Below are 17,661 nucleotides of genomic sequence, written 5' to 3'. Positions count from 1 at the left end.
TCCTTGCCCAGCATGAAGGTTGAATCAGATTTGCACGCCTAAGGGAATCCCAAGCCGATTCAGTCTCATTTCATCCCGCTCTAGTCGACAATTACCCATGGCTAACGTCAAGTTGGTGCGCGACCATAGGCCTCCTGATGAGGCGATCGAAGCGGAACGGGCCGGGGATAATTGGACAAGCGTTTCGGCGCTTCTCGCCTGACGTGCCATCCCGAAGTCGCGAAGCTGCCAGTCAGGTCCCGGCCCCATTTCCGCCGTCCTGGACCCTGCTCCCAACGTTCGCAAAACGAGGTCAGCTATGGTCGGCAGTTTGGGGTCGCGGGAGCATACGGAACGATACGGGAAGCTTTCAGATTCTGGCCCACGAAAAACTCAACGAAATCAAGGATTTGAATATGCCGTCCGGGCCCACCATTATCGTTGTTTATCAATAAGCTAGTGTGTTTTATTTGCCTCGGTTAGCCAAATCAGGTTGGTGAACCTCCATCGATCTCAATTCATTGATTTATGGTGGGCTCCCGAGGACTGCCGGTCAAACTGCTTTACAACACAGGGCGGCGCGAAAGGAATCGAACTGCCCGCTATGCGCTCGTTCGCAATTGACGACCAAATTCAATAGCGTTTGTTCAATCTTCGCAAATGGCAGCAATGCGCCTCAAGTCGGCCGTTCGACACTGGGTGATTTCCCGAAAGCTGACATCGCCTCTGAAGTCAAGTGTGGTCGCTCCTGCGCATGACGCCCCATAGCACGACCGACCGCGAGCAATTCTCCATCCGTTCGGGCCGGAGCAGTCCTTCGGCGCGATAGCGGGCTAACTCTCAGCAAATATTTCCGCCGTGCTCCCGGGCTGACCGAGCCTCCAGATGCGGGCTATGCAGCGACGCATCTCATCAGCGGTGGCGCCGCCTCGAAATTCGGCAAGGCGTATGGCCTTGGCTTCCAGTTCCTGTTTCGCAAGGGTGTTGCCGGGGTCGCCCTTGGGCTCGTCGACGCGGGTATCGAGTTTGCGGCCGTCAATGGTCATGACGCTCACCTTGCCGACCCATTGCTTGGGATAAAGTCTGTCGATCTCGGCGTCGAACTCCATCCGCACCTTGGCGCGGAAACGGGCGACGCGCGTGTCGGCAAGTGCTTGGTGTTCGAACGCGTCGAGATCGGCGACGCCATGGACGGCGATGAGGCCCAACACCGTGCCCATGGAGAACTTCGCCTGGTGGACGGTTTGTGGAATGACCACCGCGCCCAGGACATCGATGGCTCCCTGATGGACATGGGTTACCACATCAGCGATGTCGTCCGGACCGAGCCCCTCGCGGCGCATGAGAAGCTGCAGCGCGTCGGCGGCCGGATGGGTGTGCCGGCAGGCGGCGTGCCATTTGAAGGACGTCTCCTCGGTTGCCCAACGGCTGCCGAGGCCGTCCGTCAGGCGGGCCGGATCGGCGTCGCTGGACATGCCTGAAGCCATGCCCTTTTTCCCTTCGAGGATCTGCGTGGCCCCCTTGAAGCCATCGCGTGCCAGATAGGCAGAAAACAGGCCGTTGGCGGCGGCTCGCGCCGTATGAAGCTGCTTGGAATCGGCGGCATCGCGCAGAAACTCCCAGAGACCTGCCGCCTGCGTACCGGCCGAGCCGACAGCATGGTTGAGCCCGGCTGCGTCCAACCCGATCAACCTGCCGACAGCCGCGGCCGCGGCGACAGCGCCGGCGGTGCCGGTGGTGTGGAATATCTCGTAGTGCGAGCGTCCGAGGAATTCTCCTACGCGGATGCCCACTTCATAGCCGGCGATGCAGGCAGTCAGGACTTCGCGGCCGGTCTTCCCCTCAGCCTCCGCAACCGCCAAAACGGCCGGAAAGATCACCGCCGCCGGATGAAAGACCGAGCCGTTGTGAACGTCGTCTTGTTCCACGACATGGGAGGCCGCCGCATTGACCATCGCTGCGAAATAGGGGCTTGTACGCCGCCGCGTCGGGATGATGGTGCTTGGGCCGTCCGCCGGCCCCATGGCACGCGCAAAGCCGTCGATCATCTCGACCTGGTGCGCGCCCTTGCCGGCCAGCGCCGAGCCGAGCCAGTCGATCATCAGTCCTTGCGCGAAATGAACGACGCGCGGCGGGATCTGTTCGAAGTCGAGTTCGGCAATGAAGGCGCAGAGCCTGGCGGTTGGCCAATCGGCGGTGTCCAGGCTCATCCGTTGCTCCTCCCCTGCATGCCCTTTAAACCAAAGCGGCCCGGCGCAGGACCTGCCTTGCGCGCTCGATGACGGGTCGATCCACCATTTCGCCGTTCACCAGGCTGGCTTCGCCTGATGAGGCCGCGCCAATGATGTCTCGTGCCCATGAGATGTCATTGTCGCTCGGGCGAAAGCCATTGCGAATAGGCTCGATCTGCCTCGGGTGGATGGCCATCTTGCCGCCAAAACCCATCTTCATGGCGTGGCGTGCGTCATCCTCGGCGATTTCGGGACTGCTCAGGTCGGTCGTCACGCCGTCGATCGGCGCGGCCCGGCCAGCCGCGCGCGAACGCCAGACGATTTCGTTGCGGGCCGCAAGCAGCATCAACCGGTCATGCGCGCAACCGAGATCGAGCGAGAAGTCGACCGAGCCGAAGGCGACGGCAACGACGCCAGAGGTGGCCAATATGTCTGGCAGGTTGGCGAGGCCGACGGCGCTCTCGACCAGCGCGATGACGGAAACGCTGCGTGCCATGTGCTTGGCCATATCGGCAATGTCCTCCGGACGTTCGGCCTTGGGCAGCATGATGGAGACGCCGTCGAGGCGCCGCACGGCGTCGATGTCCGCTTCGTGCCAGGGTGTTCCCGCGGCGTTGATGCGGACCACAACGGCGGATTTCAGCGTGGCCGCATTGGCGAGAATCGCTTCGCGAGCGCGGTCCTTGTCGCAAGGGGCTACGGCATCCTCGAGGTCGAGAATGACCGCATCCGCGCCGCTGCTGTCAGCCTTGGCAAACCGTTCCGGCCGCGAGCCCGGCACGAAGAGCGGCACGACGGGCATGACGAAGCTCACCATTGCGCCGTGGCCTTCACCGTCACATGGCCGTCGGCCGACCGTGCCTCGAGAGCCATGCCGTCCTGGCCTGGGGATGTTGCGCTCAGAAGCAGGCGCTGTGGGCCGCTCGCCGGATGGACGCCGCGGAATGAGAAGCGGCGCGGCGACGTGCCCACAATGGCGGTGGCGAAATTCATCAGCAGCGTCGCCTGCAGCGGGCCATGGATGACGAGCCCGGGATAGTGCTCGACCCCCGTGGCGTAGGGCGCGTCGTAGTGGATGCGGTGCCCGTTGAACGTCAGCGCGGAATATCGAAAGAGCAGCACGGGATCGATGTCGATCGTGCGCTCGTGCGATGCGGCCAGGGGCGAATTGGCCGGCGGGGCAGGGGGCGCAGCAGCGGCTTCGGCGCCGCGATAGACGATGGTCTGGTCCTCCTCGATGACCGGACCGGAATCGTTGGCGATGTCGTGCCGGACCGTGACGAAGGTGAGCGGGCCGGTGCGGCCCTGTTTCTCTTCGATGGCGGTCAATGTCGAGCGACGGCGGATGGTGTCGCCAGAGCGGATCGGCGCCATGAAACGCACATCGCTGGCAGCCCACATGCGGCGTGGAAGCGACACCGGCGGCAGGAAGCCGCCTTTGGCCGGGTGCCCGTCAGGTCCGAGTTCTCGCATTTCGGCAATGTCGGGTGTCAGGCACCAGTGCAGTCCGGGCGCGGCCGCGCCCTCGGCTGTCTGCGCCGCGTGGTCCCCAAGCGTGGCGCCAAAGCTGGCCAGCAGGCGCGGGGTCACAACATCCTCGACCTCGTGCGTGCGTCCAACCCATTCCTGCAGCGTGCTTGTGTCGAGGCTCATGAGGTCCTCGTCAGGCGGCGAATTCGGACCGGATCCGGTCCGTATCGGCGCCAAGCGCGGGGACGCTGGGAACCGTTGCGAACCCCTCGGGCCGCCCTGCCGGCATGGGTACGGCGATGCGCTTGCCGTCCGGCAGCGCCACCTCTGTCCTGCGCAACGCCTTGTGGTGCGGCAGGTCGCGCATTGCGCTGACCCGGCCCCAGGCGATCCGCGCCTCGTCGAGACGGTCTATGGCCTCGTCGCAGTCGATTGCCGCGAAGATCGGTTCGATCACGGCGTCGAGCGCCGTGCGGTTGGCAACCCGCCAGGTATTGGTGGCGAAGCGTTCGTCGGCGAACAGATCCTGCCTTTGCAGCACGAGCGTGCAGAAGCGCTTCCATTCATTGTTCTGCTGGATGGACACGACCACGCTGCCATCCCGACAGGCATAGGGTCGATAGGGGTAGATCGAAGCGTGCGCCAGGCCATATCGTTGCGTCTCGCGGCCCGCATATTCGTAGTGCAGCAGCGGCACGGTCATCCAGTCGGCCATGGCGTCAAACATGGCTACCTCGACAATGCGGCCGCGCCCGGTCTTCTGGCGCGCGAGCAAGGCTTCGAGGATCGCTGCATGGGCATTCATGCCGGTGGCGATGTCGGCGGCGGAAACCCCGACCTTGCTCGGCGTGTCCGGTGTGCCGGTAACGGCGCAGAGGCCGCTTTCGGCCTGCACCAGCATGTCGTAGGCGCGCATGGCCGCGTAGGGCGTGTCCTGCCCGTAGCCGACGATGTTGATGGCTATCAGCCGAGGAAACTCTTTCGCAATTGTATCGGCCGAGAGGCCGAGCCTGTCGATGGCGCCCGGCACGAGATTCTGCACGAGGACATCGGCGCGTGCGACCATCCGGCGCAGGAGAGCCAGGTCGTGCTCGGTCTTCAGGTCGAGCACCGCGCTCTCCTTGCCGCGGTTGAGCCAGACGAAGTAAGCCGACATGCCCTCCACTGCGGAATCGTAGTGACGCGCGGTTTCGCCTTCCGGGCGCTCGATCTTCACGACGCGTGCGCCGGCATCGGCAAGGCGGACCGTGCAGAGCGGAGCGGCGACGGCCTGCTCGATCGAAACGACAAACAGGCCCTCCAGTGGGCGGGCGCCGTCAGACATTGCGCTGCACTCCCGAGCGCGCCAGCACACCAGGCTTCAGCCGCTCGTTCTTGCCGTAATCCTCGGCGGCGTGGAAGAACAGCCGCGGCGTGCCGTCGATGTCTTCGAGCCGCTTGCGGTAAGCTTCCAGATAGGCCTTGCGGCCGTCGTCGCCGACGCGGCCCGGCATATAGGAGACAAAGGGCGGCAGCACGTCGAAGCCTGAATAGCGCAGCAGGCCATTGTGGATCGGCCACAGCACCGTGAGGATGTCGCCATCGATGCCGTCGGGTGCATAGGTGTCGGCCGATGTGCCTGTGGTCGCGGCCACCATGGCGAGCTTTCCGCTAAACATGCCGGTGTCGTATTTGCGGCCCGGCAGATAGGCGAAACCGCGCGCGAAGACACGGTCGGCCCAGCCCTTGAGCATTGCGGGCATTCCGAACCACCAGACCGGGAACTGGAACAGCACGAAGTCCGCCCGCTTCAGTTTTTCGATCTCGGCGCTGATATCGGCCGAGAGTGCGCCGGCCTCGTAGGCAGCGGTCTGCTCGCGCGGCAGGCTGAAGAAGTCCGGATCGTTGCGCTCGCCTGAGATATCGCCCGGCCCTGCGACAGGATTGAAGCCCATCGCATAGAGATCGCTGACGACCACATCGTGGCCGGCGCGGGTCAAGGTTTCCACAGCCAGATCCTTCATGGCGCCGTTGAAGGATTTTGCTTCCGGGTGTGCATAGACGATGAGGACATTCACGGCAGTTACCCCTAATAGGAACGCGGCAGTCCAAGCACGTGCTCGGAAAGGTATGACAGGATGAGGTTGGTCGAGATCGGCGCGACCTGATAGAGACGCGTCTCGCGGAACTTGCGCTCCACATCGTACTCTTCCGCGAAACCGAACCCGCCATACGTCTGGATGCAGACATTGGCGGCTTCGTTCGAAGCGTCGGCCGCCAGCATCTTGGCCATGTTGGCTTCAGCGCCGGGGTTCTTGCCGGCTTCGTAGAGGTTCAGCGCCTCGCGCACCATCAATTCGGCCGCGCGCATGTTGGCGTAGGCCCTTGCGATCGGAAACTGGATGCCCTGGTTCTGGCCGATCGCCCGACCGAACACATGCCGCTCCTTTGCGTAGGTGCTTGCCTTTTCGATGAACCATTTCGCATCGCCGACGCATTCGGCGGCAATCAGGATACGCTCGGCGTTCATGCCCGAGAGGATGTAGCGGAAACCTTTTCCCTCTTCGCCGATCAGGTTTTCGGCCGGCACGCGCAGTTCGTCGAAGAAGACTTCCGTGGTGGCATGGTTCATCATGGTGCGGATCGGCCGGATGGTGAGGCCGTTGCCAACGGCTTCGCGCATGTCGACGATGAGGACGGAAAGGCCGTCGGTCTTCTTCATGCCGTCCTTGAGCGGCGTGGTCCGCGCCAGCAGCAGCATCAGATCCGAATGCTCGGCGCGGCTGGTCCAGATCTTCTGGCCCTTGACCACGAAATGATCGCCGTCGAGGCGAGCAGTGGTCTTGAGAGCCCCCGTATCCGTACCGCTGGTCGGTTCGGTGACGCCGAAGGCCTGCAGGCGCAATTCGCCCGCGGCGACCTTCGGCAGGTATTGCTGCTTCTGGGCTTCCGAGCCGTGGCGAACAAGCGTGCCCATCGTGTACATCTGGGCATGGCAGGCGCCGCCATTGCAGCCGGCGCGCTGGATTTCCTCCAGTACGGCAGCGGCGGCCGAAAGCGGCAGGCCCGAGCCGCCATAGGCCTCCGGGATCAGGATCGAGAGCCAGCCGGCCTCCGTCAACGCTGCGACGAATTCACCGGGGTAGGTCATGTCCCTGTCGAGTGCGCGCCAGTATTCTCCGGGAAAGCGCGCGCACAGCCTGGCGACGGCATCCCGAATGTCCTGGTAGTGTTCCATGAGATTTAACCGGCTTTTCGTCTTGCTGCGGGCCTCACTATCGCGCCTCCATGTCCTGTCAGCAATGCAGGGCGGACGTGAGCAGATATAACGGAATTCGAATGCTTATGGCGAAGGGCCGAGAAGCTGGCCGACCCAGACGGCCCGCCCGACAAGATCCTTGGCGATGTCCTCGATCGCTTGTCCGGCAAACCGCGCCAGCCGCGAGGCAGGCCGGTCCGCCGGGTAGGCAAGGATCAGCCGGCGCACGGGCACCGGATCGATCAATGGCGCGGCGGTGAGCAGCCCGGCGGTCACGTCGGCATGGATAGGAGCGAGCGGCAGGATCGTCCAGCCATGGCCGTTGCGCACCAGGTCCTTCAGCGCGGAGTACGAGTCCGCTTCGATGCCGACATCGAGCGTGATGCCGGCATCCGTGGCGCAGCGTTCGACGATGATGCGCAACCCGTGCTTGATGCTGGGCAGCAGCAGGCGCTTGCCCGCGAGCGAGGCGAACGATACGGCGCGCACGGTTGAAAAACCCGCGTCCGGCGGTCCGATCAGGAACAGGTTTTCCAGGAGCAGCGGGCGCGAGCGCAGCGAACGCGCCATGCGCGGGTCGTAGAGCACCGCAACGTCCACCTCGCCGCGGTGCATCCAGTCCAGCAGATAGCCGGTGTAGGCACTGACAAGTCTGAGCTTGGCCTTGGGATGGGCCTTGCCGAAGGCGTCCGCCAGCGGCAGCGAAATAATGTCGGCAACGGTGGGCGGCAGGCCGATGGCCACTTCGCCGGTCAGCGGCGCATCGGCGGGCGTGGCCGTGGCGCGGATCTCGTCGATCTCGGCCATCACGCGCATGGCGCGCGTCAGTACCTCCTTGCCCTGTTCGGACAGCACCATGCCGCGTCCATGGCGCAGAAAAAGGGCAAAGCCAAGCTCCTCCTCCAGCATGCGCACCTGCCGGCTGAGCGCCGGCTGCGCAATGTGCAGCCGGTCGGCGGCCTTGCTGAGGCTGCCGAGTTCGGCGACATGGATGAGGGTGCGTAGCTGCGATAACTCCATGAGCTATCGAATACCATTATATCTGATCACGAGAAAGAGCCGAAGATTGCATCGGTCAAGCGCGCTAGTCTGATGCCAGTCCAATATCTCGGAGATGCAAGGTGACGGCGAGCATACAAGCAAAACCTCCGCAAGCAGCAGCGCTTGCCGCCGCTCCGACCGTGTCTGAAAGGCAGTGGCCGGATCAGGTTTATGAGGTGCTCAAGGCTGCCGGCATCAGCCAGATGTCCTATGTGCCGGATGCCGGTCATACCACATTGATCCGCCTTTTCAGTGAGGATCCCGAAGTCGTCACCAATGTGCTGACGACGGAGGAGGAGGGCATCGCCATCGCAGCAGGCTCCTGGCTCGGTGGCAAGCGGAGCGTCGTGCTCATGCAATCCTCCGGTGTCGGTAATTGCATCAACATGCTGTCGCTTCCCGTGCAGGCGCGCTTCCCCTTGCTCGTCCTGGTGACGATGCGGGGCGAATGGGCCGAGTTCAACCCGTGGCAGGTGCCGATGGGGCAGGCGACGGAGGCGTCGCTGAAGGCGATCGGGCTCAGGGTACTGCGCGCCGAAACCGGTCCCGACCTTGTGGAGACGGTGGCGCAGGCAGCTTTGATGGCCTTCGACGCCGACCAGCAGATTGCCGTGCTGATCGGGCAGCGGCTGCTTGGCAAGAAGAAGTGGTGAGCGACATGAATTTACCGACGATGGACCGCCGGGCTGCGGTGAAGAAGCTGCTCGACGCCCGCGATGGCGCGTTGGTCGTCACCGGTCTCGGCTCGCCGAGCTACGATGTGCATGCTGCCGGCGACCGCAACGACAACTATTATCTGTGGGGCGCCATGGGTGGCGCTGCGCTGATCGGCCTTGGGCTCGCCCAGGCCCAGCCCGACAAGCGGGTCATGGTGATCACCGGGGATGGCGAACAGTTGATGGCCTTCGGTTCGCTGGCGACGATCTCGGTGGCGCGGCCGAAAAATCTCGACCTGATCGTGCTCGACAATCAGCATTTCGGCGAGACCGGCATGCAGTCCAGCCATACCGGCAAGGGCATTGGTTTCGACAAGGTCGCGGCCGCTTGCGGCTTTTCGAAGACCGCCGAGCTGCGTACGCTGGAGGAGGTCGACACGCTCTGTAGAGAACTTCGGCGACCGGCCGACGGTGCGCGCCTTTTCGTGCTGAAAATCACCGCCGAGAACCTGCCGCGCTCGCTGCCGCCGCGCGACGCGGTCGAGGTCAAGAATCGCTTTCGCGCCCATCTGGGCTTTGCCACCTGTTGAGGATCGATATGGCGCTGGTCAGTTTCCAGAACACGGTCGGCGGTCGGCTCCAATCGACAGCCGATACATTCGATAGCCATGATCCGTTCACCGGCAGGCCCTGGGCGCTGATCCCGCGTGGAGGAGCGAGCCAGGTGGACGCCGCCGTGGCGTCCGCGAAGGCAGCATTCCGGTCGAAGGAATGGGCCGGTATCACGCCGACCGCGCGGGGCAAGCTGCTCGTGCGGCTGGCCAATCTGATCGCCGAGAATGCAGATCGTATTGCCGCCATCGAGACGCGCGACAATGGCAAGCTGCTCACCGAAATGACGGCACAGCTGCGCTATATCCCGGAATGGTTCCGCTATTTCGGCGGTCTTGCCGACAAGATCGAAGGGTCGGTGCTGCCGATCGACAAGGCTGGCATGTTCGCTTTCACCCGCCACGAGCCGCTGGGTGTCATTGCAGCGATCGTGCCCTGGAATTCGCCGCTTTTGCTCCTGACATGGAAGCTCGCGCCGCTGCTGGCGGCAGGCAACACTGTCGTCATCAAACCATCGGAACACGCCTCGGCCTCGACGCTGGAGTTCGTGAAACTGTTTGCGCGGGCAGGCTTTCCGCCCGGCGTGGTCAACACCGTTACCGGGATGCCGCTTGATGTCGGCGCGCCACTCGTCTCTCATCCCGACGTCGCCAAGATCGCCTTCACCGGTGGTGAGCCTGGCGGGATCGCGGTCTATCGGGCGGCTGCCGAACAGCTAAAGGTCGTCACGCTGGAGCTCGGCGGCAAATCGGCCAACATCGTCTTCGACGACGCCGATATCGAGAGCGCGGTCAACGGCGCGATCTCAGGCATCTTCGCGGCCAGCGGCCAGACCTGCATCGCGGGTTCGCGGCTGCTGGTGCATCGCAAAATCCACGACCGGTTCGTGGAAGGCGTCATAACGCTGGCGGCCAGCGCTCGATTGGGCAATCCGGCGCTGCAAGAGACGCAGGTCGGGCCGATCACCACGCAAGCCCAGCGCGAGAAGGTGCTGTCCTATCTCGGCATCGCGCGCCGCGAGGGTGCGCTTTGCGTGCTGGGCGGCGGCAAGCCGGCCTCGGGTGAATTGGCCGAGGGCTGGTTCGTCGAGCCCACCATCTTCACCGGCGTGAACAACACCATGCGGATCGCGCGCGAAGAGGTGTTCGGACCGATCCTGTCGGTCATTCCGTTCGACGACGAGGAAGAGGCTTTCGCCATTGCCAATGACAGCCCCTACGGGCTGGCGGCAGGAATATGGACCAGCGACATGGGCCGGGCGTTGCGCGGCGCGGCCGCAATGGAGGCGGGGATGGTCTGGATCAATTCATACCGTGCCGTCTCCTACATGGCGCCCTTCGGCGGCTACAAGAGGAGCGGTATCGGGCGCGAAAGCGGGCAGGATGCCATCAATTCCTATCTGCAGACTAAGACGGTGTGGATAGACACCGCCGGCAAGACCGCCAATCCCTTCGTTATCCGCTAGGCTAGGCTTCGGTGGGAGAATCCCCATCCGTAGCCAAGCTCGGCCCATGCTCCCTGAGACGGTGGCCGACTTACAAATGATCGAAGGATTGGACATGAGACAGGCAGGCAAGGTGGCGGTTGTCACAGGCGCGGCGCGCGGCATCGGACGCGCTTGCGCGGAACGCTTTTTGGCCGAAGGCGCGAAGCTCGTGCTGGGCGACATCGATGCCGTGGAGCTAAAAAAATTTGCCGCTGAAATCGGCACCACCGACAGCGTCCTGGCGGTGGTTACGGATGTCAGCAAGAAGGACCAGGTCGATGGGCTGATTGCAGCGGCGGTGGCGAAGTTCGGCCGTGTCGACATCATGGTCAACAATGCCGGCATCGCTCCGGTCCAGGACTTTCTCGACATCACAGAGGCGGACTACGACAGGGTTCTCGCCGTCAATCTGAAGGGCGCGTTCATGGGCACCCAGGCCGCAGCCCGCCAGATGATTGCGCAAGGTCGAGGCGGCGTCATCGTCAACATGTCGTCGATCAATTCAGGCCTCGCCAACCCACGCGTCGCCACCTATGCGATCTCCAAGGGCGGCATGAATCAGGTCACCAGCACAGCGGCCGTCGCCTTCGCTCACCACGGCATCCGTGTGGTCGGTGTCGGACCGGGCACCATCGCTACGGAGATGGTCATGGACGGGACATTCATCGATTCGGAAGAAATGCGACGGGCGGTTCTTTCGCGCACACCGCTCGGGCGCCTCGGCACGGCAGCCGAGATCGCTTCGGTCGTGGCGTTCCTGGCCAGCGACGACGCTTCCTACATCACCGGCGAGACGATCTACCCCGACGGAGGGCGCCGGGTGCTGAACTACACGGTTCCGATCAAGGAGTAAGAAAATGGGTAATTTCGAAAAGCTGCATCACATCTGCATCGTCGTGCACGATATCGACAAGGCGCAGGCCTACTATGACTCCATAGGCATCGGGCCATGGGAGTCCTATCCGCCGCTGGCCGAATACGAAGAACTGCAGGTCCCAAGCCCCGAGGGTTTCAAGGCGATGCAATATCGGATTTGCAACTTGCCGAACGTTCAGCTGCAGCTGTGCCAGCCGAACGGCGATCCTTCACCGCAGCGAATTCATCTCGACAGCAAGGGTGAAGGTGTCTTCCATATCGGCTTCCAGGTTCGTGATGCGGACGCAGCCGAAACCAAGGCGAAAACCGACGGACTTGCCGTGCTGATGCGCGGGCGCCGGGAAAACCGCACCGGCTTCACCTACTACGACACAGCCGACAAGGCAGGCGTGATCCTGCTGACCCGGGCGACCAATCTGCCCGGCAAATGATCTTCGCGCGAAGGATTGGGGCTGGACAAGGAGACGGGGCGACTGATCAGCTGCCCCGCAATTCCTGAAGCCGGTCGACCAGGAATTTGCCGCTGGTGATGATATGCATTTCCAAAAGGCCGACGGCGCGCAGCGTATCCTTGGCTTCGCACAGGTCGATGAGCTGCCAGTGGTCGCGGTCGGACTGGGCCTGGATCTCGGTGAGCGTCACCATCATGCGCGTGTAGCGTTCCAGCTGCTGATAGATGCGCCCGACCAGTTCGATCGTCGCCTTGCGGCCGGACGGCGCGTAGAGCGCGGCGTGGAAGTTCCAGTTGAGCTGGTTCGAGTACTCGCCGGTCTTGCCCTGCTCCTGGTGCTGCTTTGCGCGCTCGCGGGCCAGCGCGAGGTCGGCCTCCGTCATCCTTGGAATGGCAAGGGCCAGCAGCCATGTTTCGATCCGGGCCCGCAATTCGTAGAGCTCGAGGATCTCGTCCAGGGAAATGGAGGTGACGACGGCGCCCTTGTGGGAAACCAGCGTGACGAAGCCTTCCGAATGAAGCTGATGCAGCGCCTCTCGCACCGGAATTCGGCTGACGCCGAACTCGGTGGCCAGATGCTCCTGCCGCAGCTGGAAGTTGGCCTCGTATTCGCCGATCAGGATCTTCTGCCTGATGGCATCGGCGACCTGGGTCGAGATGGTTTTCTTCTGTACGAGCATGAATCAGCCTGAGGCGGCCGCCGTGTTTGTTGACTGGCGCCGTTTTGATTGAAGAAGTGGACGCATAGCACCGTTGTCACTGCGATGCCATGTCGCCCGTTTCGCTTCAGTAGACATGTTCCTCGATAGGCTGATTGCCAGCGATCCGTTCGTAGCGGAAGGCCGACAGGTCGACAGAGCGGTACTCGCCATAGGCAATGAGATCACTGACGCCCGACCCGGTCGCCGCTGCATGCATCATGCCGTGGCCGCTGAAGCCGGTGGCCAGGACAAAGTTCGACACCTCGGGATGCCGGCCGATGATGCCGCTGTGGTCGAAGGTGTTGTATTCGTAGAGCCCCGCCCAGGCGCGCAGCATGCGCAATTGTTCGAAGCCGGGCACGCGATGGGCGAGCGCCGGCCAGATCAACTCGTCGAACAGGTCGTAATCCACATCCAGGCCAAAATCGTACGGCTCGTTCTCGCGCACCGGCGGAATACCGCACAGGAAGAGCTGACCTTCCGGCCGCAGCCAGAAGCCGCTCGTGTCGAAGACGAAGGGGCAGTTTTCGATCCTTGCCGGCGTTTCGAAGACGAAGACGCAGCGCTTGCTCGGGACAACCGGCAGCTCGGCCCCGGCCATCCTGGCAATGCCCGCGCTCCATGGTCCGGCCGCGTTGATCACCGTGCCGGCGGCAAGCCGGTCGCCATTGTCGAGCACCACTTCGCCGACCTTTTGGGGAGACGCCATGGTCAGTCCGGTCACCGTCGCGGCAAGATAGTTCACGCCCTGCGTGCGCGCTTTGCGGCGGAATGCCTGCATCAGGCCGGGGCCGTCGAACCAGCCTTCGCTGCCAAGGCCGAGCGAGCCAAGGGCGAGATCGTCCGTGTTGAGCCACGGGAAGCGTCGTGCCAGATCGACCTGCTCGATCAGTTCGGCGTCGACGCCCATGCCGCGCTGAACGCGGTTCTTGGCACGTTGCGCGTCTGCGCGCTCGGGTGTCGCCAGCACGAGGTAACCGGGCTCATGCAGGCCGATGTCGGCCAACTCGTCGCCGATGGCAAGCCGCGTCTTTACCTTGCGCAGGAAGTCGATGCTGAACTTCGACATGGCGATGTTCGGCGCCGTGCCGAACTGCTGGCGGATGGCGCTGGTCGACAAGGAAGACGAGGAGGCCGTGTAGTAGGGATCCCGTTCGACCACCGCGATACTGCCATCGAAATCCGGATTGGCCGACAGGAAATAGGCGATCGAGCTGCCGACAACGCCGCCGCCGACGATCACCACATCATAGTTTGTGCCCATACCAATCGTGTTCCCTATCTCAAATATCATCCGTGGCGACAAGGATTGGATATCTTCCTCTATCGGTCCACCTCCAAAACGAGACATAACCCGGTCTTCGATGCAGAAAAAGAGGTTTGACGTGAAAAACAGAATACATTATCCAATTTGTAACAGATATCACCTGCCCGGCAACGTCGCGGCAGCCATGCCGAGGATTTCCCGTGGGCCTCATCGCTCCCCGTCTCGACGTCATCAAGCCAAGTCCCAGCATGGCGGTCACCGCGCGGGCAATCGAAATGCGCTCGGCCGGCATCGACGTCATCAGCCTGAGCGCCGGCGAGCCGGATTCTCCAACGCCTCCGCACATTGTCGAGGCAGCCTACGAGGCGATGCGCAGGGGGGAAACGCGCTATACGGCGGTCGACGGCACCGCCGCGCTGAAGAAGGCGGTGGCCGGGAAATTCAGGCGCGAGAACGGCCTCGACTACAAGCCTTCGCAAATCAGCGTCGCGGGCGGCGCAAAGCAGATCATCTACAACGCCCTGCTGGCAACGCTGGCGCCGGGTGACGAGGTGGTTGTCCCAGCGCCCTATTGGGTTTCCTACACCGACATCGTCCTGCTCGGCGAAGGCAAGCCCGTGGTCGTTCCCTGCACGGAGGCGCAGGATTTCAAACTGACACCGCAAGCCCTGCGAGCCGCGATCACCGGGCGCACCAAATGGCTGCTGCTCAACACGCCTTCCAACCCGACAGGCGCCGTCTACAGCCGCGACGAACTTGCGGGGCTGGCGGGGGTGTTGCTCGATCACCCGCATGTGCACGTTCTGACCGACGACATCTACGAGCATATCCTGTTCGATGGACGAACCTTCCATACCATCGCCGGCGTCGAGCCGAGGCTGAAGGACCGTACGCTGACAGTGAACGGGGTGTCGAAGGCCTATGCCATGACCGGCTGGCGGATCGGCTATGCCGGCGGGCCGGAACCGCTGATCCGCGCCATGGCGACCGTGCAGAGCCAAAGCACGTCGAACCCGTCATCCATCTCGCAGGCCGCGACCATTGCCGCACTGGAAGGTGCCCAGGACTTTCTTCGCCCTCGGGCGCTCGAATTCCAGGCTCGGCGCGACCGCGCTCTGGAGCTGCTGCGCAAGATTCCCGGCCTTACCTGCCAGACGCCCGAGGGCGCCTTCTATCTCTATCCCAATTGCTCGGCCCTGATCGGCCGTCGCCGCCCGGACGGCACTCCTATCGGCAGCGACGACGACTTCTCGCTTTACCTGCTCGATCAGGCACGGGTCGCGGTGGTGCAGGGCTCTGCCTATGGCCTGTCGCCGCATTTCCGCATTTCCATAGCCACGTCGATGGACCTGATCGAAGAAGCGATCGGGCGCATCGCCGAGGCTGTCGAAGCGCTGCGATAGGGCCGGCGATGGATCTCGACTTCGTCCACAAGCTGATCGAATTTGTCTCGCGTTCGCCCATTGCCGAGTTGGAGATCGAGCGCGATGGCGTTCGTATCCGCATGTCCAGGCAGGGGGTGCTGGCGCAATCCGCGTCGCAGCCTTCGCCGCAGTCGGGGTCAGCCGCCGGCCCTGCCGTCTTCACAAATCCGGCTTCGACAGCTCCGCCCATCGCGCGGCATTCGATCCGCGCGCCGCTGACAGGCGTGTTCTACCGTTCCGGCACCGAAGGCGAGCCGCCGCTCGCTTCGGTTGGCGATGTGGTCGTGGAAGGGCAGAAGGTCGGTGTCCTCGAAGCCATGAAGACGTTCAATGTCGTGGAATCCGATCGCGCCGGGCGGATCGTTCAGATCGCGTTCGACGACCATGCCGCCGTGCAGGCCGGCGATGTGCTATTCGTTCTCGAAGATTTGGGCTAGCGGCGATGTTCGACACCGTCCTTATCCCCAACCGCGGTGAAATCGCGCTGCGCATCCTGCGCGCCTGCCGCGATCTCGGATTGAAGACGGTGGCGGCGCACTCGGAAGCGGATGCGAGCCTTCGCCATGTCGCGCTGGCGGACAGGGCGATCTGCATCGGGCCGGCTGCCGCGACGGAGAGCTATCTCAATATCGCCGAGATCATCGCGGCCGCGCAACTCACCGGCGCGGGCGCGATCCATCCGGGCTATGGTTTCCTCTCGGAAAACGCCGCCTTCGCCGAGGCCGTCGAAAATGCCGGCCTCGCCTTCATCGGGCCGTCGGCCGCGGCGATCCGCACCATGGGCGACAAGGTCTCCGCCAAGCGCACGATGATCGCTGCCGGCGTTCCCTGCGTTACAGGGTCGGAGGGCGCGCTGCCGCAGGACGAGCAGGCAGTGCGCGCCATTGCCGAGGCCATCGGCTATCCGGTCATCGTCAAGGCGGCGGGCGGCGGCGGCGGGCGCGGCATGCGCATCGTGCGCGAGCAGCACGCCCTGATGGAAGCCGTTTCAATGGCGGTGAAAGAGGCGGACCGGGCCTTCGGCAACCCGCAAGTCTATCTGGAGAAATTCCTCGAGCACCCGCGCCATATCGAGATCCAGATTCTGGCGGACAAGCATGGCAAGGCGGTGTGGTTAGGCGAGCGGGATTGCTCCATGCAGCGCCGCCACCAGAAGATCATCGAGGAGGCGCCGGCGCCCGGCATCGCCCGCGAGGCGATTGCCGAAATCGGCGAGCTGTGTGCCCGCGCATGCCTGACCATCGGCTATACCGGCGCGGGCACGTTCGAGTTCCTCTACGAGGACGGGCGCTTCTCTTTCATCGAGATGAACACCCGCGTGCAGGTGGAGCATCCCGTCACCGAACTCGTCACCGGCGTCGATATCGTGCGCGAGCAGATCCGCATCGCCCGGGGCGAACCCCTGTCGTTCAGCCAGCAAGACATCCGCATCCAGGGCCACGCTGTCGAATGCCGCATCAACGCTGAAGATCCATATAGCTTTCGCCCGCATCCCGGCCGGGTCGAGCGCTGGACGCCGCCCGGCGGCCCGGGAATCCGCGTCGAATCGCATCTCTACTCCGGCTACACCGTGCCGCCGCACTACGATTCCCTGGTGGCGAAGCTGCTGGCGCATGGCGCGACGCGGGCCGAGGCGATCCGGCGCATGAGCGGCGCGCTGGCTGAGATGGAAGCTGTCGGCATCGCCACCAACGCGCCGCTCCACGGCCTCCTGATGGAGGAGCCCGGCTTTGCTGCCGGCGGCTTCGATATCCATCATCTTGAACGTCTCATTGAAGGCGGTCTGCTCCAGGGACGAGGCGGCGATGACGATTGAGGAGATCGAAAGGCTGGCCGCCTGGTGCGCAAGCGCCGGCATGGGCGAGATAGAACTGTCGGACGCCGGCTTTTCGTTGCGCCTGCACATGCAATCCGTTGTTGCCTCGACACCCCCGGCCGAAGCCCCGAAGGCCGAAACGGTCTTTAAGGGCGTGCGCGCGCCCGGCGTCGGCGTGTTCCGTCTCGATCATCCAACGACCGGTCGGCCGGTTGCCGGACCTGGCCAGACGGTCCGCAAGGGCGAGACGGTCGGCGTCCTGCAGGTCGGCCCATGCCTAAAGGCAATCGTTGCGCCGGCAGACGGTGTGCTGGGTGTGGCACTGGCCGAGGACGGGGCAGTCGTCGGTTACGGCACGCCACTCTACGAAATGGAAGGCAAAGGCGATGGTTCGAACCACTGAGGCAAGCGCC

18 protein-coding genes are annotated in these 17,661 nt (G+C 63.6%); 9 read left to right on the top strand and 9 right to left on the bottom strand.

All coding sequences use genetic code 11. The features are described 5' to 3' along the window. Positions 1–812 precede the first annotated feature (812 nt). From NKH52_RS26815 to NKH52_RS26785, 7 genes are all read right to left on the bottom strand, one after another. The gene (locus NKH52_RS26815) at positions 813–2,189 is read right to left on the bottom strand and encodes an MmgE/PrpD family protein (protein ID WP_352735258.1); all 1,377 of its coding nucleotides are present in this window, start codon (positions 2,187–2,189) and stop codon (positions 813–815) included. Positions 2,190–2,214: 25 nt separating this feature from the next. Further along, the gene (locus tag NKH52_RS26810; protein ID WP_352735256.1) at positions 2,215–3,027 is read right to left on the bottom strand and encodes an HpcH/HpaI aldolase/citrate lyase family protein; all 813 of its coding nucleotides are present in this window, start codon (positions 3,025–3,027) and stop codon (positions 2,215–2,217) included. Further along, positions 3,021–3,863: an HTD2 family dehydratase gene (locus NKH52_RS26805; protein ID WP_352735254.1), complete on the bottom strand. Its 843-nt coding sequence runs from the start codon at positions 3,861–3,863 to the stop codon at positions 3,021–3,023. Before NKH52_RS26805 ends, NKH52_RS26810 begins: the two co-directional genes overlap by 7 nt. A gap of 10 nt (positions 3,864–3,873) precedes the next feature. Continuing rightward, positions 3,874–5,004: a CaiB/BaiF CoA transferase family protein gene (locus NKH52_RS26800; protein WP_352735252.1), complete on the bottom strand. Its 1,131-nt coding sequence runs from the start codon at positions 5,002–5,004 to the stop codon at positions 3,874–3,876. Next, positions 4,997–5,737, bottom strand: a complete 741-nt coding sequence (locus NKH52_RS26795; protein WP_352735250.1) for an NAD(P)H-dependent oxidoreductase — start codon at positions 5,735–5,737, stop codon at positions 4,997–4,999. The genes NKH52_RS26800 and NKH52_RS26795 overlap by 8 nt, the downstream gene beginning before the upstream one ends. 11 nt (positions 5,738–5,748) lie before the next feature. Then, on the bottom strand, positions 5,749–6,897 hold the full coding sequence (locus tag NKH52_RS26790; protein ID WP_352735248.1) for an acyl-CoA dehydrogenase family protein: 1,149 nt from the start codon (positions 6,895–6,897) through the stop codon (positions 5,749–5,751). Positions 6,898–7,002: 105 nt separating this feature from the next. Continuing rightward, entirely contained in the window at positions 7,003–7,938 is a 936-nt protein-coding gene (locus tag NKH52_RS26785) for a LysR family transcriptional regulator (RefSeq protein ID WP_352735246.1), read from the bottom strand. A 161-nt stretch (positions 7,939–8,099) separates the two neighbouring features. Here NKH52_RS26785 and NKH52_RS26780 point away from each other — a divergent pair, with 161 nt between their 5' ends. The 5 genes from NKH52_RS26780 to NKH52_RS26760 all read left to right on the top strand — a co-directional run bounded on the left by NKH52_RS26780 (position 8,100) and on the right by NKH52_RS26760 (position 12,020). Beyond that, positions 8,100–8,612 carry a thiamine pyrophosphate-binding protein gene (locus NKH52_RS26780; RefSeq protein WP_352735266.1) on the top strand — a complete coding sequence of 171 codons (513 nt, stop codon included), beginning with the start codon at positions 8,100–8,102 and terminating at the stop codon, positions 8,610–8,612. Positions 8,613–8,617: 5 nt separating this feature from the next. After that, complete coding sequence (locus NKH52_RS26775; protein ID WP_352735244.1) at positions 8,618–9,205, top strand: thiamine pyrophosphate-dependent enzyme; 588 nt, start codon at positions 8,618–8,620, stop codon at positions 9,203–9,205. Positions 9,206–9,213: 8 nt separating this feature from the next. Then, positions 9,214–10,692, top strand: a complete 1,479-nt coding sequence (locus NKH52_RS26770) for an aldehyde dehydrogenase (RefSeq protein ID WP_352735243.1) — start codon at positions 9,214–9,216, stop codon at positions 10,690–10,692. A gap of 94 nt (positions 10,693–10,786) precedes the next feature. Then, positions 10,787–11,566, top strand: coding sequence for an SDR family NAD(P)-dependent oxidoreductase (locus NKH52_RS26765; RefSeq protein WP_352735241.1), 780 nt, complete (start codon positions 10,787–10,789; stop codon positions 11,564–11,566). A gap of 4 nt (positions 11,567–11,570) precedes the next feature. Then, positions 11,571–12,020, top strand: a complete 450-nt coding sequence (locus NKH52_RS26760; protein ID WP_352735239.1) for a VOC family protein — start codon at positions 11,571–11,573, stop codon at positions 12,018–12,020. Positions 12,021–12,066: 46 nt separating this feature from the next. Here the strand turns inward: NKH52_RS26760 and NKH52_RS26755 are convergent, their stop codons facing one another. Further along, on the bottom strand, positions 12,067–12,720 hold the full coding sequence (locus NKH52_RS26755) for a GntR family transcriptional regulator (protein WP_027167548.1): 654 nt from the start codon (positions 12,718–12,720) through the stop codon (positions 12,067–12,069). 106 nt (positions 12,721–12,826) lie between these two features. Then, positions 12,827–14,005 carry an NAD(P)/FAD-dependent oxidoreductase gene (locus NKH52_RS26750; protein ID WP_352735237.1) on the bottom strand — a complete coding sequence of 393 codons (1,179 nt, stop codon included), beginning with the start codon at positions 14,003–14,005 and terminating at the stop codon, positions 12,827–12,829. Positions 14,006–14,208: 203 nt separating this feature from the next. On the opposite strand from NKH52_RS26750, the gene NKH52_RS26745 reads away from it, so the two are divergent. Genes NKH52_RS26745 through NKH52_RS26730 form a run of 4 tightly spaced genes read left to right on the top strand, consistent with a single transcriptional unit; the run spans position 14,209 to position 17,651 of the window. Beyond that, a complete protein-coding gene (locus NKH52_RS26745; protein ID WP_352735235.1) occupies positions 14,209–15,411 on the top strand; it encodes a pyridoxal phosphate-dependent aminotransferase in 1,203 nt (400 codons plus the stop codon). Positions 15,412–15,419: 8 nt separating this feature from the next. After that, positions 15,420–15,869 carry an acetyl-CoA carboxylase biotin carboxyl carrier protein gene (locus NKH52_RS26740; protein ID WP_352735233.1) on the top strand — a complete coding sequence of 150 codons (450 nt, stop codon included), beginning with the start codon at positions 15,420–15,422 and terminating at the stop codon, positions 15,867–15,869. A gap of 5 nt (positions 15,870–15,874) precedes the next feature. Beyond that, positions 15,875–17,248 carry an acetyl-CoA carboxylase biotin carboxylase subunit gene (accC, locus tag NKH52_RS26735; protein ID WP_352735231.1) on the top strand — a complete coding sequence of 458 codons (1,374 nt, stop codon included), beginning with the start codon at positions 15,875–15,877 and terminating at the stop codon, positions 17,246–17,248. Continuing rightward, positions 17,238–17,651, top strand: coding sequence for an acetyl-CoA carboxylase biotin carboxyl carrier protein (locus NKH52_RS26730; protein WP_352735229.1), 414 nt, complete (start codon positions 17,238–17,240; stop codon positions 17,649–17,651). Before accC ends, NKH52_RS26730 begins: the two co-directional genes overlap by 11 nt. The last annotated feature ends 10 nt before the right edge of the window (positions 17,652–17,661 follow it).

Source organism: Mesorhizobium sp. M1066, assembly GCF_040318635.1.
Classification (GTDB): domain Bacteria; phylum Pseudomonadota; class Alphaproteobacteria; order Rhizobiales; family Rhizobiaceae; genus Mesorhizobium.
This window is presented reverse-complemented; position numbering and strand designations above follow the sequence as displayed.